General features: G+C 58.9%; 9 protein-coding genes, 2 rRNA genes and 3 pseudogenes. 8 read left to right on the top strand and 6 right to left on the bottom strand.

Annotated features, from left to right (window positions below; genetic code table 11):
• Window positions 1-108 precede the first annotated feature (108 nt).
• From ACPDZI_RS17485 to ACPDZI_RS17475, 3 genes and pseudogenes are all read left to right on the top strand, one after another.
• Window positions 109-2997 (top strand): 23S ribosomal RNA (locus tag ACPDZI_RS17485).
• A 111-nt stretch (window positions 2998-3108) separates the two neighbouring features.
• Window positions 3109-3223: ribosomal RNA gene (gene rrf, locus ACPDZI_RS17480) — 5S ribosomal RNA — on the top strand.
• A gap of 321 nt (window positions 3224-3544) precedes the next feature.
• A pseudogene (locus ACPDZI_RS17475) lies at window positions 3545-4176 on the top strand (LysE family translocator).
• A gap of 82 nt (window positions 4177-4258) precedes the next feature.
• On the opposite strand, the gene fis reads toward ACPDZI_RS17475, so the two are convergent.
• Window positions 4259-4555: a DNA-binding transcriptional regulator Fis gene (gene fis, locus ACPDZI_RS17470; protein WP_005309538.1), complete on the bottom strand. Its 297-nt coding sequence runs from the start codon at window positions 4553-4555 to the stop codon at window positions 4259-4261.
• A 25-nt stretch (window positions 4556-4580) separates the two neighbouring features.
• The gene (gene dusB / locus ACPDZI_RS17465; RefSeq protein ID WP_029302666.1) at window positions 4581-5546 is read right to left on the bottom strand and encodes a tRNA dihydrouridine synthase DusB; all 966 of its coding nucleotides are present in this window, start codon (window positions 5544-5546) and stop codon (window positions 4581-4583) included.
• Window positions 5547-5836: 290 nt separating this feature from the next.
• Between dusB and ACPDZI_RS17460 the strand changes: the two genes are divergently transcribed.
• The 4 genes and pseudogenes from ACPDZI_RS17460 to ACPDZI_RS17445 all read left to right on the top strand — a co-directional run bounded on the left by ACPDZI_RS17460 (window position 5837) and on the right by ACPDZI_RS17445 (window position 10755).
• Window positions 5837-7243, top strand: a complete 1407-nt coding sequence (locus tag ACPDZI_RS17460) for a TolC family protein (protein WP_135319048.1) — start codon at window positions 5837-5839, stop codon at window positions 7241-7243.
• Between the two features lie 73 nt (window positions 7244-7316).
• Window positions 7317-8320, top strand: a pseudogene (locus tag ACPDZI_RS17455) (HlyD family secretion protein).
• The gene (locus ACPDZI_RS17450; protein ID WP_323946262.1) at window positions 8320-9456 is read left to right on the top strand and encodes an ABC transporter permease; all 1137 of its coding nucleotides are present in this window, start codon (window positions 8320-8322) and stop codon (window positions 9454-9456) included. Before ACPDZI_RS17455 ends, ACPDZI_RS17450 begins: the two are co-directional and overlap by 1 nt.
• A 103-nt stretch (window positions 9457-9559) precedes the next feature.
• A pseudogene (locus tag ACPDZI_RS17445) lies at window positions 9560-10755 on the top strand (ABC transporter permease).
• A gap of 110 nt (window positions 10756-10865) precedes the next feature.
• On the opposite strand, the gene ACPDZI_RS17440 reads toward ACPDZI_RS17445, so the two are convergent.
• The 3 genes from ACPDZI_RS17440 to ACPDZI_RS17430 all read right to left on the bottom strand — a co-directional run bounded on the left by ACPDZI_RS17440 (window position 10866) and on the right by ACPDZI_RS17430 (window position 13242).
• Complete coding sequence (locus ACPDZI_RS17440; protein WP_202012741.1) at window positions 10866-11501, bottom strand: SDR family oxidoreductase; 636 nt, start codon at window positions 11499-11501, stop codon at window positions 10866-10868.
• A gap of 133 nt (window positions 11502-11634) precedes the next feature.
• On the bottom strand, window positions 11635-12483 hold the full coding sequence (locus ACPDZI_RS17435) for a DnaA ATPase domain-containing protein (protein ID WP_263681303.1): 849 nt from the start codon (window positions 12481-12483) through the stop codon (window positions 11635-11637).
• Window positions 12484-12558: 75 nt separating this feature from the next.
• On the bottom strand, window positions 12559-13242 hold the full coding sequence (locus ACPDZI_RS17430; protein WP_202012737.1) for a DnaT-like ssDNA-binding domain-containing protein: 684 nt from the start codon (window positions 13240-13242) through the stop codon (window positions 12559-12561).
• Window positions 13243-13582: 340 nt separating this feature from the next.
• Between ACPDZI_RS17430 and ACPDZI_RS17425 the strand changes: the two genes are divergently transcribed.
• Entirely contained in the window at window positions 13583-14554 is a 972-nt protein-coding gene (locus tag ACPDZI_RS17425) for a response regulator (protein WP_017410997.1), read from the top strand.
• A 72-nt stretch (window positions 14555-14626) separates the two neighbouring features.
• Here ACPDZI_RS17425 and ACPDZI_RS17420 read toward each other — a convergent pair whose 3' ends face one another.
• On the bottom strand, window positions 14627-16024 hold the full coding sequence (locus ACPDZI_RS17420) for a peptide MFS transporter (protein ID WP_011707249.1): 1398 nt from the start codon (window positions 16022-16024) through the stop codon (window positions 14627-14629).
• Window positions 16025-16119: the final 95 nt, after the last annotated feature.

The following is a 16119-nucleotide window of genomic DNA, read 5'->3' as shown; positions in this document are numbered from 1 at the left end:
ATTTGTTACAAGTGCTTTGGAAACTTCTTGGCGAAAACCAAATTTTATTTGGTCCTTGTTGTACAGCAACAAGTCGCGTCGTTTCGACGACACTTCTTGGGGTTGTATGGTTAAGTGACTAAGCGTACATGGTGGATGCCTTGGCAGTCAGAGGCGATGAAGGACGTACTAACCTGCGATAAGCCGTGAGCAGTCGGTAAGAGACATTACGACTCACGGATTTCCGAATGGGGAAACCCACTTAGCATAAGCTAGGTATCGCTGCGTGAATACATAGCGTAGCGAGGCGAACCGGGAGAACTGAAACATCTAAGTACCCCGAGGAAAAGAAATCAACCGAGATTCCCTCAGTAGCGGCGAGCGAACGGGGATTAGCCCTTAAGCATCTTGGAAGTTAGTGGAACGGTCCTGGAAAGGCCGGCGATACAGGGTGATAGCCCCGTACACGAAAACAACCTTGATGTGAAATCGAGTAGGGCGGGACACGTGACATCCTGTCTGAATATGGGGGGACCATCCTCCAAGGCTAAATACTCCTGACTGACCGATAGTGAACCAGTACCGTGAGGGAAAGGCGAAAAGAACCCCTGTGAGGGGAGTGAAATAGAACCTGAAACCGTGTACGTACAAGCAGTGGGAGCCCTTCGGGGTGACTGCGTACCTTTTGTATAATGGGTCAGCGACTTACATTTTGTAGCGAGGTTAACCGTATAGGGGAGCCGTAGGGAAACCGAGTCTTAACTGGGCGTCTAGTTGCAAGGTGTAGACCCGAAACCGGGTGATCTAGCCATGGGCAGGTTGAAGGTTGAGTAACATCAACTGGAGGACCGAACCCACTAACGTTGCAAAGTTAGGGGATGACCTGTGGCTGGGGGTGAAAGGCCAATCAAACTCGGAGATAGCTGGTTCTCCCCGAAAGCTATTTAGGTAGCGCCTCGGACGAATACTACTGGGGGTAGAGCACTGTTTGGGCTAGGGGGTCATCCCGACTTACCAACCCCATGCAAACTCCGAATACCAGTAAGTAATATCCGGGAGACACACGGCGGGTGCTAACGTCCGTCGTGAAGAGGGAAACAACCCAGACCGCCGGCTAAGGTCCCAAAGTTCTGGTTAAGTGGGAAACGATGTGGGAAGGCTCAGACAGCTAGGATGTTGGCTTAGAAGCAGCCATCATTTAAAGAAAGCGTAATAGCTCACTAGTCGAGTCGGCCTGCGCGGAAGATGTAACGGGGCTCAAACCAGGCACCGAAGCCGCGGATTCACACTAAGTGTGAGTGGTAGGGGAGCGTTCTGTAAGTCTGCGAAGGTGTATCGAGAGGTATGCTGGAGATATCAGAAGTGCGAATGCTGACGTAAGTAACGATAAAGGGGGTGAAAAGCCTCCTCGCCGGAAGACCAAGGGTTCCTGTCCAACGTTAATCGGGGCAGGGTGAGTCGACCCCTAAGGTGAGGCCGAAAGGCGTAATCGATGGGAAGCAGGTTAATATTCCTGCACGACTTGTAATTGCGATGGGGGGACGGAGAAGGCTAGGTGGGCCAGGCGACGGTTGTCCTGGTGAAAGTGCGTAGGTGGTGTTTCTAGGCAAATCCGGAGACACAACACTGAGACACGAGACGAACGCACTACGGTGCGGAAGCCATTGATGCCCTGCTTCCAGGAAAAGCCTCTAAGCTTCAGATTACAAGTCATCGTACCCCAAACCGACACAGGTGGTCGGGTAGAGAATACCAAGGCGCTTGAGAGAACTCGGGTGAAGGAACTAGGCAAAATAGAACCGTAACTTCGGGAGAAGGTTCGCTCTTGATGGTGAAGTCCCTTGCGGATGGAGCTGTCGGGAGTCGCAGTGACCAGATGGCTGGGACTGTTTATCAAAAACACAGCACTCTGCAAACACGAAAGTGGACGTATAGGGTGTGACACCTGCCCGGTGCCGGAAGGTTAATTGATGGGGTTAGCGCAAGCGAAGCTCTTGATCGAAGCCCCGGTAAACGGCGGCCGTAACTATAACGGTCCTAAGGTAGCGAAATTCCTTGTCGGGTAAGTTCCGACCTGCACGAATGGTGTAACCATGGCCATGCTGTCTCCACCCGAGACTCAGTGAAATCGAATTCGCCGTGAAGATGCGGTGTACCCGCGGCTAGACGGAAAGACCCCGTGAACCTTTACTACAGCTTGGCACTGAACATTGAACCTACATGTGTAGGATAGGTGGGAGGCTTTGAAGGCGTGACGCCAGTTGCGCTGGAGCCGTCCTTGAAATACCACCCTTGTATGTTTGATGTTCTAACGCAGGCCCGTGAATCCGGGTCGCGGACAGTGCCTGGTGGGTAGTTTGACTGGGGCGGTCTCCTCCCAAAGAGTAACGGAGGAGCACGAAGGTTGGCTAATCCTGGTCGGACATCAGGAGGTTAGTGCAATGGCATAAGCCAGCTTAACTGCGAGACGGACAGGTCGAGCAGGTACGAAAGTAGGTCATAGTGATCCGGTGGTTCTGAATGGAAGGGCCATCGCTCAACGGATAAAAGGTACTCCGGGGATAACAGGCTGATACCGCCCAAGAGTTCATATCGACGGCGGTGTTTGGCACCTCGATGTCGGCTCATCACATCCTGGGGCTGAAGTCGGTCCCAAGGGTATGGCTGTTCGCCATTTAAAGTGGTACGCGAGCTGGGTTCAGAACGTCGTGAGACAGTTCGGTCCCTATCTGCCGTGGGCGTTGGATGATTGAAGGGAGTTGCTCCTAGTACGAGAGGACCGGAGTGAACGAACCTCTGGTGTTCGGGTTGTCACGCCAGTGGCACTGCCCGGTAGCTAAGTTCGGAATCGATAACCGCTGAAAGCATCTAAGCGGGAAGCGAGCCCTGAGATGAGTCATCCCTGACCCCTTGAGGGTCCTAAAGGGCCGTTGGAGACCACAACGTTGATAGGTGGGGTGTGTAAGCGCGGCGACGTGTTGAGCTAACCCATACTAATTACCCGTGAGGCTTAACCATACAACACCCAAGAAGTGTTCTGGGCCTTGTAGCAAATACCAAGCGAACTACTAATTCAGTGATAATGACCAAGTCGTTATTCACGTCAGCTTTCCAAGATTGAAGATTTTGCCTGGCGGCCATAGCGCCGTGGAACCACCTGATCCCATGCCGAACTCAGAAGTGAAACGCGGTAGCGCCGATGGTAGTGTGGCATTCGCCATGCGAGAGTAGGACACTGCCAGGCACCCAACACGAGAAACCCCGCTCATCTGAGCGGGGTTTTTTATTGTCTGAAATTCAGCGTGTTGCAGCCTTGGCTCTGGTTCCAGTTATTACCGTTAGACCGTTTCCCCTTCTTTGTGATTGCTCCAGCCGGGCTGCCGAACACTCGATATCTCGATGTTTATCTTCTCATTTTCAAATCTCACCATTCCCTCCAGCCACTGGATCTGAGCGCTTGAGCTGTCCAGCTATTCCATTCGTCGATGATCACTATTGCTGCAGCGGGGGATGACAAGGCAAGCTGGATCCATAGACTGTCTCTTTCACGCATAAGGAGCTGTGTATGTTGGGGATCCACGATCTGGCGTTGTTTGTCGTATCCGGTCTGCTATTGAACATGATGCCGGGACCTGACTCCCTGCTCATCATGCTGCGCAGCGGTTCACAAGGCTGGCGGGCCGGTTCTGTGGCTGCGCTGGGAATAGGGACGGGCACCATGGTGCATGTGCTGGCGGCGGCGCTGGGACTGTCGGCTCTGCTGAGTGCCTCGGCCGAGCTGTTCGCCGTCATCAAGTTGATGGGGGCGCTCTACCTGGTCTATCTGGGAGGCTCGCTTCTGTGGCAAGGGGCTGGCTCACCGGCTGTGCGCGAGCCTGCCGTGCGGCTGCCTGCGCTCTCCTACGGCCGGATCTTCCGGCAAGGGTTGCTGACCAATGTGCTCAATCCCAAGGTAGCCCTGTTCTTCCTCGCCTTTGTTCCCCAGTTCATCGCTCCCGATGCACCGCAGAAGGCGCTAGCCTTCATCGTGCTGGGCTGTATCTTCAATTTCAACGGCATGATCTGGTGCCATCTGCTGGCCTTCTCGACCGCCTATGCGAGCCGCAGGATGGCCTTGCCTGGCTGGTTGGGCCGCTGGCTCAACCGCCTGATGGGGGGCTGTTCGTGGGGCTTGGCATCAAGCTGGCGGTGGAGTGAGAGGGTAAATGCCGGGCATAGAAAAAGGCGTATCCCATCGCTGGGATACGCCTTCGTCTGCACTGCAGCAGGCTGACTGAAATCAGTTCATGCCGTAGCGCTTGAGTTTCTTGCGCAGAGTACCGCGGTTGATGCCCATCATCACGGCGGCGCGAGTCTGGTTACCACGGGTGTACTGCATGATCACGTCCAGCATGGGAGCTTCGACTTCGGAGAGAACCATATCGTACAGATCAATCACTTCCTGACCGTTCAACTGGGCCAGGTAGTTACGCAGGGCCTGTTGCACAGAGTCACGCAGGGGGCGCTGGGTCGGCTCGGCAGCGTGATTGTGAGTAGTTGTTACCAATGCATCAGAAGTCAGGGTTTGTTCGAACATATTCGGTCGGCTCTTTAGTTATGCGTTAACCTAATCCATCGAAATACGCTTCGAGTGCCTCGAGTTGTGCATCTGCACAATCCAGGGCATTGAAGTGCTTACGGAATTCTCGGCCCGTCTCTTCTTCATCCAGATACCAGCCCACGTGTTTACGGGCAATGCGCGCTCCCAGATATGCACCATAAAACCGGTGCAGGTTGGTTACATGCTCGTTCATCAGGGTGCGAACCTCTTCCCTTTCGGGAGGCGGCAGCTTGGTGCCCGTCTCAAGAAAATGACGGATTTCCCGGAAAATCCAGGGTCGTCCTTGCGCAGCACGGCCGATCATCACGGCATCAACGCCGGTATAGTCGAGGACATACCGGGCCTTCTCCGGGCTGTCTATGTCGCCATTGGCGACAACAGGAATCGATACGGCCTGCTTAATCGCCCTGATAGTGTCGTACTCCGCCTCGCCCCGATAGAGGTCGGTACGGGTACGACCATGCACGGCAAGGGCCGCGATACCGCAATCTTCGGCGATTCGGGCGATCTCCTCGCCATTGCGGTTATCCGGATCCCATCCTGTGCGGATCTTCAAGGTGACAGGTACCTCCACTGCGTCCACCACGGCCCGGCAGATGGTTCTGACCAGATCGGGTTGGCGCAGCAGAGCGGAACCTGCCAGCTTCTTATTCACTTTTTTTGCCGGACATCCCATGTTGATGTCGACGATCTGAGCGCCCTGCTCCACGTTGTAGCGGGCAGCAAACGCCATCATCTCGGGGTCGGCTCCGGCAATCTGGACCGATCGCAAGCCACCTTCTGCAGAGTGATCCATTCTCATCCTGGTTTTCTGGGTATCCCAGACATCCGGGTTGGCCAGCAGCATCTCGGAAACGGCCATGCCGGCGCCCAATCGCAAACAAAGTTCACGAAATGGTCGGTCTGTTACACCGGCCATGGGAGCCACAATCAGGGGAGTTTCAAGCGTGTGGGGACCTATCTGCATTCCACGGTTACCATCGGCTTAGGGCGGCGTATATTACGCATTTTTTAGTCAGGAGAAAAGGTTAGTATTTGAGCGTCAGCCATTTTTTTCTGAAAAAAACGTCGCGCCAAGGCTTGCAAATTCAGGAGTGCTTGAAAATCAGACATATTGTCGAGCCGGACTGGCGGGGCCAAATGGGTGAGTGGAGAGGCGATTTGCCTGTCCCCATCCCGGACCGGTTTGCGTTATGATAGCGAGCTTGTATCGAGCAAAGGCTCCAAACAATTTCATTACAAACAGATTGGGGATGTATGACGGCAAGGTTCATCAAATCTCTCTACCCGTGTCTGCTTGGCGCCGTGCTGGGTTCGGCCCAGGCCCAGACGGTCAGTTTCAGCGAAGCCTGGAGTCGGGTCATCCGCCAGGATGACGGGCTGGCGGCCGAGCAGGCAGGGGTGGAGCGGGCGCAGCAACTGCGCGAGGCGGCCAAGGCCATGTATCTGCCCAAGGTGGATGTGGGGGCCAGCTATACCCACCTCGATCAGCCGATGGAGCTCGACATGATGGATCTCAACCCCATCGCCAACCATCCGGAATTCGGCAAGGTGCTGGCGCCCATCATGCAGGCGCTCAAGCTGACGCCCAACGACTTCGTCACCCCCCTCACCAAGCAGAACGTGGTGACCAGTTCGGTCAAGATGCTGTGGCCGCTGTTTACCGGTGGCCGCATCGATGCGGCGCAGGACATTCGCCAGGCCCAGGTGAGCGAGGCGCAGCAGTTGCTGGTGCTCAAGCAGCAGTCCACCTTCGAAAGCCTCTCCCAGACCTACTTCGGCGTGGTGCTGGCGGCCCAGGTGGTGCAGACCAAGCAGGAGATCGAGCAGGGGCTGTCCCGCCATCTGGAGCATGCCAAGAAGCTGGAGGCCCAGGGCCAGATTGCCCGGGTCGAACGTCTCTCCGCCCAGTCGGCCTATGACCGAGCGCGCATCGATACCCAGAAGGCAAGGCGTAGCCTGGAGATCGCCCAGCTGGCCCTTGGCCACATGCTCAAGCTCAAGCAGGCCGAGCCCAACACCCAGCTCTTCATCAACCAGCAGATGCCCGAGCTCGACGCCCTGGTGCAGGAGACGCTGGCGGTGCATCCCGGTCTCAAGCTGCTGACGGCCAAGAAGGAGCAGGCGCAGGGGATGATCAAGCTGGAGAAGGGCAAGTACGCCCCCGAGCTGTTCCTGTTCGGCAACTACAACCTCTATGAGGATGATTCGCTGGCCTCCAAGACCACGCCGGACTGGCTGGTCGGGGTGGGCGTCAGCATGCCGCTGGTGAGCCGTGACGGCCGCTCCGAGACGGTACAGGCGGCCAAGAGCGCCGAGCTGCAGGTCAATCTGCTGCAGGCCAAGACCCGCCAGGATCTGGAGCTGCTGGTCGAGAAGACCTGGCGCGAGGCGGCGCAGGGGCTGGAGGAGTTCCAGTCGCTCTCTTCCACCCAGGCGCTGGCCGAGGAGAACGTGCTGCTGCGGGACAAGGCGTTCGGGCAGGGACTCTCTACCTCCCTCGACGTGGTGGATGCCCGCAACCAGTTGGCCGGGGTCAAGACCCAGCGCGCCGCTGCCGCTTATCAATACGTGATCTCGCTGGCCCGCCTCTTGGCGCTCTCCGGTCAGATGAACAGTTTCAATCAATATCAGCATGGGCAAGTGATCGAGGTGAATTCATGATCGCGCGCCACTCTGCTCCTTTTTTCATGTCTGTTTCGACCGCCAAGGGTCGCCCGTTTGCCGAGGTGAATGCATGAGTCATCCCCCCATCAAGAAGAAGATGAGCCAGGCCAAGCCGCTGTTGCTGCCACTGGCGCTGGTGCTGCTGGTCATCTGGCTGGGCTGGCGTTTCTGGCTGGCCTATCAGCCGGAGCCAGTGCGCCTGCAGGGGCAGATCGAGGCGCAGCAGTACTCCGTCTCCTCCAAGGTGGCGGGGCGCATCGACGAGGTACTGGTTAAAAAGGGTGAACAGCTTGCCAAAGATCAGCTGGTGTTTACCCTGGCCAGTCCGGAAATCGAAGCCAAGCTGAGCCAGGCCAAGGCCGGCCAGGCGGCGGCTGGCGCCATGGCCGAAGAGGCCGAGAAAGGGCGCGCGCGCAGCAGATTGCCGCCGCCAAGGATCAGTGGCAAAAGGCCAAGGCAGCCGCGCTGCTGCGTGGCAAGACTTACGAGCGCATCGCCAGCCTGCATCGGGATGGCGTGATGCCGCTGCAAAAGCGCGATGAGGCCTGGACCGCCTGGCAGGCGGCCAAGTACAGCGAAGGCATGGCCTGGCAGCAATACCAGATGACCCTGGAAGGGGCGCGGGAAGAGACCAAGATTGCGGCGCGCGAGCAGGCCAAGATGGCAGCCGGTGGTGTGGCCGAAGTGGAGGCCTACCTGGCCGATACCCGCATCGCCAGCCCGCACACCGGGGAAGTCTCCCAGGTGCTGCTGCGCAGCGGAGAGCTGGCGCCGCAGGGCTTCCCGGTGGTGACCCTGCTCGACATGAGCGATGCTTGGGCCCAGTTCCACGTGCGTGAAGATCTGTTGCCCCGCTTTGCGCTGGGTACCGAGTTCGATGCCCGTATTCCCGGCCTGGGCGAGCAGACGGTGCGCTTCAAGGTGACCCATGTGGCCGTGATGGGGGATTTCGCCACCTGGCGTGCCACCGATACCCGCCAGGGCTTTGACATGAAGAGCTTCCAGGTAGAGGCGCGCCCGCTGCAACCGGTTGAGGGGCTGCGGGTCGGCATGAGCGTGCTGGTCGAACTCTGATGGGACGTGAATGGCGGTTGCTGTGGCAGGATCCGTTCGGCCGGGCGCTGGCAAGCTGGCTACCCCTGTTGCTGATAGGGATCCTCTGCTGGGTCTTTTCGGCAGGGCTGGCGCGGGATCTCAAGATAGGTCTGGTGGATCTGGATCAGAGCCTGCTGTCACGTGAGCTGGCCTTCTCGCTGGATGCCTCCGCCGGACTCAAGGTCGCCCAGCAGTTTGATTCCATCGAGGCAGGGGCCCGCGCACTGCGAGGGGGCGACATCTACGCCCTGGTCGTGCTGCCAAACCACCTTGAGCGCGATGCCCGGCAAGGCACCCAGCCGCAGGTCACCGTATTCAACAACGGCCAGTTCATCCTGATCGCCAAGCTGGTCAACTCGGCGCTGGCCCAAGTGGTCGGGACGCTCAACGGTCAGGTGGGCGTGCTCTCGGCCATGGCGGGCGGCAAGGCGCTGCCCGGTGCGCTGGGGCAGGCGGTGCCCATCGCCAGCCAGGTGACGGCGCTCTACAACATCAACTCCAGCTATGCCCAGTTTTTGCTGAGTGCCCTGTTGCCGGCGGTGTGGCAGATCCTGGTGGTGCTCTACGGCATCAATGCGCTGGCCCGCACCGATCGGCTGGGGCTGGACTGGACTACCAAAGGGGTCTGGTTCGGTCTCTGGCGCACCCTGCTGCCCCACGTGCTGATTGGCTGGGGCTGGGGGCTGGGCTGGAGCCTGCTGCTGTTCAAGGGGTTTGGTTACCCGATGCAGGGCAGCTGGCTGGTGTTGACGGCAGGACTGGGGCTGGCGTCGGCCGCCTGCGTCAGCATGGGGGCCTTCTTCTACGGCATCATCCGGGATCCGGCCCGCGCCCTGTCGCTGGCCGGTGCCTACACCGCGCCGGGCTTTGCCTTCATGGGGGTCACCTTTCCGGTCAGTGCCATGGGGGATTTCGCCCAGTTCTGGCGCAGCCTGCTGCCCATCTCCCACTATGTCGAGCTGCAGATAGGTCAGACCAACTACGGTCAACCGCTGGCGGCGGCGCTGCCCCAGTTTGGCGCCCTGCTGCTGTTTCTGCTGCCCCTGCTGTTGGTGGTTCGCCGCTATCAGGCCCAGGCGAGCGCGACCCCCGTTAATGAGGAGCCCAGGTCATGATGGAATGCTGGGGTTTGCCACGCCTTGAGTGGCGGCCGATCGACCTGTGCCTCTCGCTGGCGCCACAAATTGCTGCCTCCTGGCGGTGGAAGGAGCCAATGACATGCTAGGTTTCTGGGATCTGCTGCGCCTCGAGCTGCGCACCCTGCTGGCGGACAGGGCCATCATGCTCACCCTGTTCGGCGGCGTCTTCTTTTACTCCTTCCTCTATCCGCAGCCCTATCTGCACCAGCTGCCGCGGGAAGAGGCGGTGGTGGTGGTCAACGAGGATGGCAGTCAGCTGTCGCGCCAGCTGGAGTTCATGGCCGATGCCACGCCGCAGGTAAAACTGGTGGCGCGGGCGGGCAGTCTGGATGAGGCTCGTGCATTGCTGCTGGCGGGGCAGGGCAGCGGCATTTTGCACATCCCCCGCCACTTCTATCGGGATCTGATGCAGGGCAAGAGCGTCACTCTCGGCTATGCCGGCGATGCCTCCTACTTCCTGGTTTACGGCACCATTGCCGAGGGGCTGGCCCAGGCGGGCGGCACCCTGGCCGCTCAGGTGAAGGTCGCCAGATTGCTGAGCCACGGTGAGGCCTTGCCGCAGGCCGCCATGGGCTGGAATGCGGTGGCGCTCAACGTGCTGCCGGTGTTCAACCCCACCATGGGCTATGTGAACTACGTGGTGCCGGCGGTATTCGTGCTGATCCTGCACCAGGTGCTGCTGATGGGCACCGGCATCCTGGGGGCGACCCAGAACCAGCGCAGCCAGCGCGGCGAGGAGGGTTACTGGCAGCATGCTCCCATCCTGCCACTGCTGCTGGCCCGCACCCTGGTGGTGGGGGGCTGTTCGTGCTGCCGGTGAGCTACTTCTTCGGCTTCTGTTTTGATCACTACAACATAGTGCGCACCGCCGAGCCGGCCGCACTCTGGCTGTTCACCCTGCCGTTCCTGCTGGCAACCACCTGGCTGGGAGTTGTGCTGGGGGCACTGTTTACCCGCCGGGATTTGCCGACTCAGGTAGTGCTTGTCTCCTCGCTGCCGCTGGTCTTTCTGGCCGGCTTCATCTGGCCGCTTGAGCTGATCCCGACTCCGCTCAACTGGCTGGCGCAGTGGGTGCCGAGCACCCCGGCCATCGAAGGTTTTCTGCGGCTCAACCAGATGGGGGCTGAGTTTGCTCAGGTCTCCCACTACTGGTGGCAGCTGTGGGGGCTGGCACTGCTCTACGGTGCGCTGGCCTGCCTGCTGTTGCGCTGGCGGCAGCACTCGTTGCCGGTTGCCAGCCAGCTTGCCTTGCAGAGTGAAACCACCGCCGGTTAAGCGGGATGGCACAAGCGCGCGCGAGACGGTGTGCGGACTAAAGCGAAAAACGGTCAGCCCAAGGGCTGACCGTTTTTGTATGCGCTGGACTCAGTGAAGCTGGCACTGCTTTAGCCGCGCTGGAGGTCGGGATCGCCGATGGCGTAGATCTGGCTGTGTGCCGCCTTGTCACTCAGCAGACGCAGTCCGCAGGCGGCGACGTCGGCACGACGCACCAGGCCGTGCACCTCCTCGCCCTGGCTCAGCACGGCCTGACCGGTGGCCTCGCCATCCTGCAAACCTGCCGGACGCAGTATGGTCCACTCGAGCGCGCTGGTCTGCAGCCAGCTCTCCGCCAGACTCTTGAGGCGCACCTCGTGACCGAATGCAGCGCGGGCCCGCTGCGGCAAATATTGCCAGCTGTCGCCGCAGCCGAGGGAGGTGACCAGCAGCAGCCGTTTCAGGCCTGCCTGCTCCATGGCATCGATCACATGGCGGTTGCCCTGATAGTCCACCGGCGCGGCCTGACGGAAGCTGCCAAGGGTAGAGACGACCTGTGCATCTTGCCCCGCACGGGCACATGCCTGTTGCACCGCAGCCGGATCCAGCGCATCCCCTTCGATCACTTCGACCCCCAGCGCACCTAGTTCTGTGGCCATCTCGGGGTTGCGTACCAGCGCAACGACCCGGTGCCCCTGGTTCAGGGCGTGATGAGTAAAGGCGCGGCCCAGCCCGCGGCTGGCTCCGAAAATCAGTGTGGTTGGCATAGCTGAGCTCCCTTGGCAAAAGGGGCTAGCCTAGTGGCTTGTGTGCTTGCTGTAAATGAGAGTTGTTTCTATTTGTGAGGCGGCAAGGAGGAGAAGGTGCGAGCCGCCAGCGACTCGCACTCTTTGAGAGGCATCAGCCGTTGTAGTTGCCGATGCTGGGGCGACGGCTGGGGCCATTCATATGGATAGCAACAGCAGGGCTGAATGCCTTAAGGGCTTCAAAGCAAAAGTCCCCGATCGCCTGATGCAGGGTCTCTGGCGTATGGTTAGTAATTAAGATGACGCTCTTTGACAGGTTGCGACGGCGGCGCAGCAGGTGGCCGAGGAAGCTGGACTGGCTCTCCGCCATTTTGGCGCGGTTGGCTGCTACTTCATCGATGATCAGCAGATCCACCTCTTCCAGTGCGCGGCGATACTGGTTGCGTTCTTCTTGGTCGGGGATGACGTTGAAGAAGAGGCGATCGACGATGGAGGCCCACTGCTGGAAGATCACCGATTTCTGGTGAAGGGAGATTAGTTCGTGAGCGACTGCACCAGCTAGAGTGGACTTGCCGGTTCCATAGTCTCCATGGATTAGCATGCAACTCCCTCCCCATTGTTCAAAACCGCAGATGAATTGACGCGCTGTTTCTATCGGATATTGCAGGATTGGGTCTGTGGTATCCATTTTCTCAAATACCCAATTCGGATTGAGGTCGGCCTGGGTGATCAGTTTCTGGATCCGCTCCTGACGGGCCGCCTTCTGCAGCTCGCGTACCTCGGCGTTGGCCTTGGCGTCGTACTCTTTACGCAGGGTCTCGTAGTCATACTGGCTGCCACCTGTCTGGGCCTGTAGGCGGCGGATACGTTCTAACAGCCCACTAACATGGCTACTCAGTTCGGGGTCATGTGCCCTCTGAGCCTGTTTGTTTTGAGTTTGTTTTTGGAGTTTATTTTCGATCTCTTTCAGATCCTGGAGGTGTGGTTCATATGGTTTAGTCATTGGGCACTCCTTTTGGATGCTGATCACGTAGCTCAATATCTTACTATGTTCGCGAAAATTTACTGGAAGATGAGTTTAGTTCTCATCTTTTTGATTCTTTTTTGCTTCGTGTTGGCGTCGTGCGTCTTTCAAGATCTCTAACGCACGTTTATTTGATTCAGTATCAATCGAGGAAGTTACGTTCACCTGCTGGTAGCCCTGCACCTCCATCGGCTTGCGGCGGGTATAGCGGCGGGTCTTGAGGGCGCGAATGAACTTGAGCATCCACTGGTGTTGGGAGTCGAACACCTCGGGCCGCCCCAGCCAGTAGGCGATGAACTCGCCGAGATCCTCTTCGTTGTAGCTGGCATCGATCACCCCGCACAGGCGGGCGAGGGCTGGCAGCTCTGCATCCGGGCGCCATTGCAGGTGCATCTGGAATGGGCGCTCCGGCAGCGGGCTGCGCACCCGCTGGGTCAGCAGCGGCAGCTGGAACGGGCACTGATGGTAGTGCTCACTGTCGTTTTGCGCCTCGACTTGCAGCAACCCCGCCTCCATCAGCTCATCGAACAGCTCGGTCAGCTGGCGGGCATTGACCTGAAAGGAAAAGCCGCTGGGATCGCCCGGGTCGACCACCGCCAGCGCCCGGCCGAGTTCGGGGTAGTTGAGCCTGGCCAGCTGATTTTCCAGCACCAGTCGGCGCAGCTGCAGGGTATAGAGGCTGCGGGCCGGGTGGGACAATCTGGGATGGGCGAGGGCGCTGTATTCGGCAGGGGTCATGGCATGCTTCATTGACGGACGTGGCGGTATTATCCCCCATGGCGGAGCCTCATACAATTGATGGCAATGCCCGGCACCGCCGGCGGGTGGTCGGCTCGCCCGCAATCGGGGTTGCTTGTTTTCGTATGACGCTGTTTTTTGTCAGCCAAGCTGCAAAGAGGAGAAAAAGCTGAGTTTCGATGAGCATCATTAGCTGCTTTATTTCAAGCAGTTGGCCGCCAGAATAGCTAGCGGGCATGGATTTTTCGGCGATTATTCAATCATCTGATTGGTCAATGCAGTCGGTTATGGTCTAGGCTTGAGGCTAAATAACTGGTTGACTAATAAGAGCTTTATCAAGATGTCAAAAGCCGGACTACGGATCCTGGTGGTGGAGGACGAAGCCGTTTTTCGCCACTCGCTGGTCAATTATCTCGCTCACGATGGTGCCTGCGTGTTCCAGGCCGAAGACGGCATTGAAGGTCTCTCTGCCGCCGCTCTCTATCACCCCGATGTGGTGTTATGTGATTTGAACATGCCCAACATGGATGGGCATGAGGTGATCGCCTGTCTCACGGCCCGCTACCCTCATATTCCTGTCATCGTCATTTCGGCCCAGAGCAAGATGGAGGCGGTCGAGCGAGCGCTGCGCGCCGGTGCCCGCGATTTCCTGCTCAAGCCCATCTCGGACTTCGGTCAGGTGCGTCGCAGCATAGAGCAGTGCCTGAGCGCCAACCACGGTTATGGACAACAGCTGGAGTTGATGGAGCACATCGACTTCTTTCGCGAACACGACCAGGCGGCGACCCGGCTGCTGGCCTGGTTGAAGCCGCCGGGCTTGCAGGAGTGGGGGCCCTGGCAGGTCACCTTTGAAGGGATGGGCAATCTGTTCATTCCCGATACCTTCAAGGTGGATGACAAGCTGCTGGTGCTAGTGATGGAGCTGCCGATCCTCGGGGTGGATGCCGCCTTCTGCGGCGCCCTGGTGCGCTCCCTGATGAACGCCCCGTATCGCCAGTTTCAGCGTGGCGAGAGTCTGCTGCTGACCCAGCCCCACCGGTTGCTCGATTACCTCAATCTGCAGCTGGTCGAATCCGGCCTGCGCCACTCCTTCGCCATGGCCGCCTTGTTGTTTGACCAGGAGGACGGGCTGGTCTTTGCCAATGCCGGGCTGACTTCACCCCACTGGCTGGTGCGCTCCGGCGGCTTGCCGCTCGGTCTGCTGCGTACCAGCCACTACGCCTTGCACAGGCGCAGCTGGCATGAACCCTTTGACCTGCAGTTTCGCAGTGACAGCGGCAGTGCCCTGCATGTGCAGGTTCGACATCATTGAGGCCGTGTCAGACGGCCACATACAAAGAGGGCGCCCATGGGCACCCTCTTTGTTGCTGACAATCTTGACCGCTTAGACGGCGGCAGATTGCAGCTTCTTGTCGTGTTCCTGCGGCTCTTTGGCCGGACCTTCTGCACCGTGCATCCAGTAGACCAGGCGATTGGCCATGGTCAGCAGGATCAGCGCGCTGATCACGGCGGCCAATGCGATGCCACCGAAGATGGCCATGGCACCGGATTCGCCGACGAAGGAGCCGATGAAACCGGCGGCATAGTTGGCCAGGGCCACGAAGCCGAACCAGGCACCCATCATCAGGGAGGCCAGGCGCAGCGGAGCCAGCTTGGTCACCATGGAGAGGCCAATCGGGGAGAGGCAGAGCTCGCCCAGGGTGTGGAACAGGTAGGCTCCGACCAGCCAGAACATGGAGGTCTTGACGGCCTGATCACCACCTTGCTCCAGCACGGCACCGATCATGAACAGGAAGCCCACGGCCAGGAACAGCAGGCCCATGGCGAACTTCACCGGGGAGTTCGGCTCTTTCTTGCCGAGCTTGATCCAGATGGCGGCAACGATGGGGGCCAGCGTGATAATGAAGAAGGGGTTCAGGGACTGGAACCAGGCGGTCGGCACTTCGAAGCTGCCGATCATGCGGTCGGTATACTCCTGCGCGTACAGGTTCATCAGACCACCGGCCTGCTCGAAGCCGGCCCAGAAGATGATGGTGAACAGACCCAGCACCAGGATGACCTTGATGCGATCCACTTCCTGCTTGGTCAGCGGAGCCTTCTGCTCCTTGGAGCGCTGCTCAGCGGCGCGCTGGGCGGCCGGCACGCGGCCGATGTCACCCAAGAAACGCTGAGCCATGGTAGCCTGCACCACCAGGGAGAGCAGCATGCCGATACCGGCGCTGACGAAGGCGGCTTGCCAGCCATAGGCGGTTGCGGCGGCGCCACAGATCACACCGGCCAGCAGGGAGCCCAGATTGATACCCATGTAGAAGATGGTGAAGGCGCCGTCACGACGGTGGTCACCTTCCTGATACAGGTCACCCACCATGGTGGAGATGTTCGGTTTGAACAGACCGTTACCCACGATCAGCAAGCCGAGACCCGAGTAGAAGACGGTGTTGACCATGTCCGGGAACATGGCGTGCGGCAGCGCCAGGGTAAATTGGCCGGCGGCCATCAGTACGGCACCAAACAGAATGGCGCGGCGTTGGCCGAGGAAGGTATCTGCCAGCCAGCCGCCGATGATCGGGGTGATGTAGACCAGACCGGTATAGATGCCGTACAGCTTGAGGGCATCGGCCTGAGTCCAGCCCATCCCGCCGTTGGCAGTCATGTCAGTCAGATAGAGCACGAGCACGGCACGCATGCCGTAATAGGAGAATCTCTCCCACAGTTCGGTACTAAAGAGCAAAAAAAGCCCTTTAGGGTGACCTAAAAAGGTCCCTTTGGACGGATTATTCATTGGAACTTCCACCTGTGTCTTATATTTTTTTAGAAATTTTATGCAAGGGCTAGGAACAAGCCATAATCCTTATAGAACAAGCGTGATTAAATTAC

The sequence above is a fragment of the Aeromonas oralensis genome, assembly GCF_049665575.1.
In the GTDB taxonomy this organism is placed as follows: domain Bacteria; phylum Pseudomonadota; class Gammaproteobacteria; order Enterobacterales; family Aeromonadaceae; genus Aeromonas; species Aeromonas hydrophila.
Note: the sequence above shows the minus strand (reverse complement) of the source record. Positions and strands in the feature narration are given on the sequence as shown.

Coding starts and splice junctions, on each gene's coding strand:
- ACPDZI_RS17440 (WP_202012741.1), bottom strand. CDS start 11,501: ATGCCAACCACACTGATTTTCGGAGCCAGCCGCGGGCTGGGCCGCGCC.
- ACPDZI_RS17450 (WP_323946262.1), top strand. CDS start 8,320: ATGGGACGTGAATGGCGGTTGCTGTGGCAGGATCCGTTCGGCCGGGCG.
- ACPDZI_RS17430 (WP_202012737.1), bottom strand. CDS start 13,242: ATGACCCCTGCCGAATACAGCGCCCTCGCCCATCCCAGATTGTCCCAC.
- ACPDZI_RS17460 (WP_135319048.1), top strand. CDS start 5,837: ATGACGGCAAGGTTCATCAAATCTCTCTACCCGTGTCTGCTTGGCGCC.
- ACPDZI_RS17425 (WP_017410997.1), top strand. CDS start 13,583: ATGTCAAAAGCCGGACTACGGATCCTGGTGGTGGAGGACGAAGCCGTT.
- ACPDZI_RS17420 (WP_011707249.1), bottom strand. CDS start 16,024: ATGAATAATCCGTCCAAAGGGACCTTTTTAGGTCACCCTAAAGGGCTT.
- ACPDZI_RS17435 (WP_263681303.1), bottom strand. CDS start 12,483: ATGACTAAACCATATGAACCACACCTCCAGGATCTGAAAGAGATCGAA.
- dusB (WP_029302666.1), bottom strand. CDS start 5,546: ATGCAGATAGGTCCCCACACGCTTGAAACTCCCCTGATTGTGGCTCCC.
- fis (WP_005309538.1), bottom strand. CDS start 4,555: ATGTTCGAACAAACCCTGACTTCTGATGCATTGGTAACAACTACTCAC.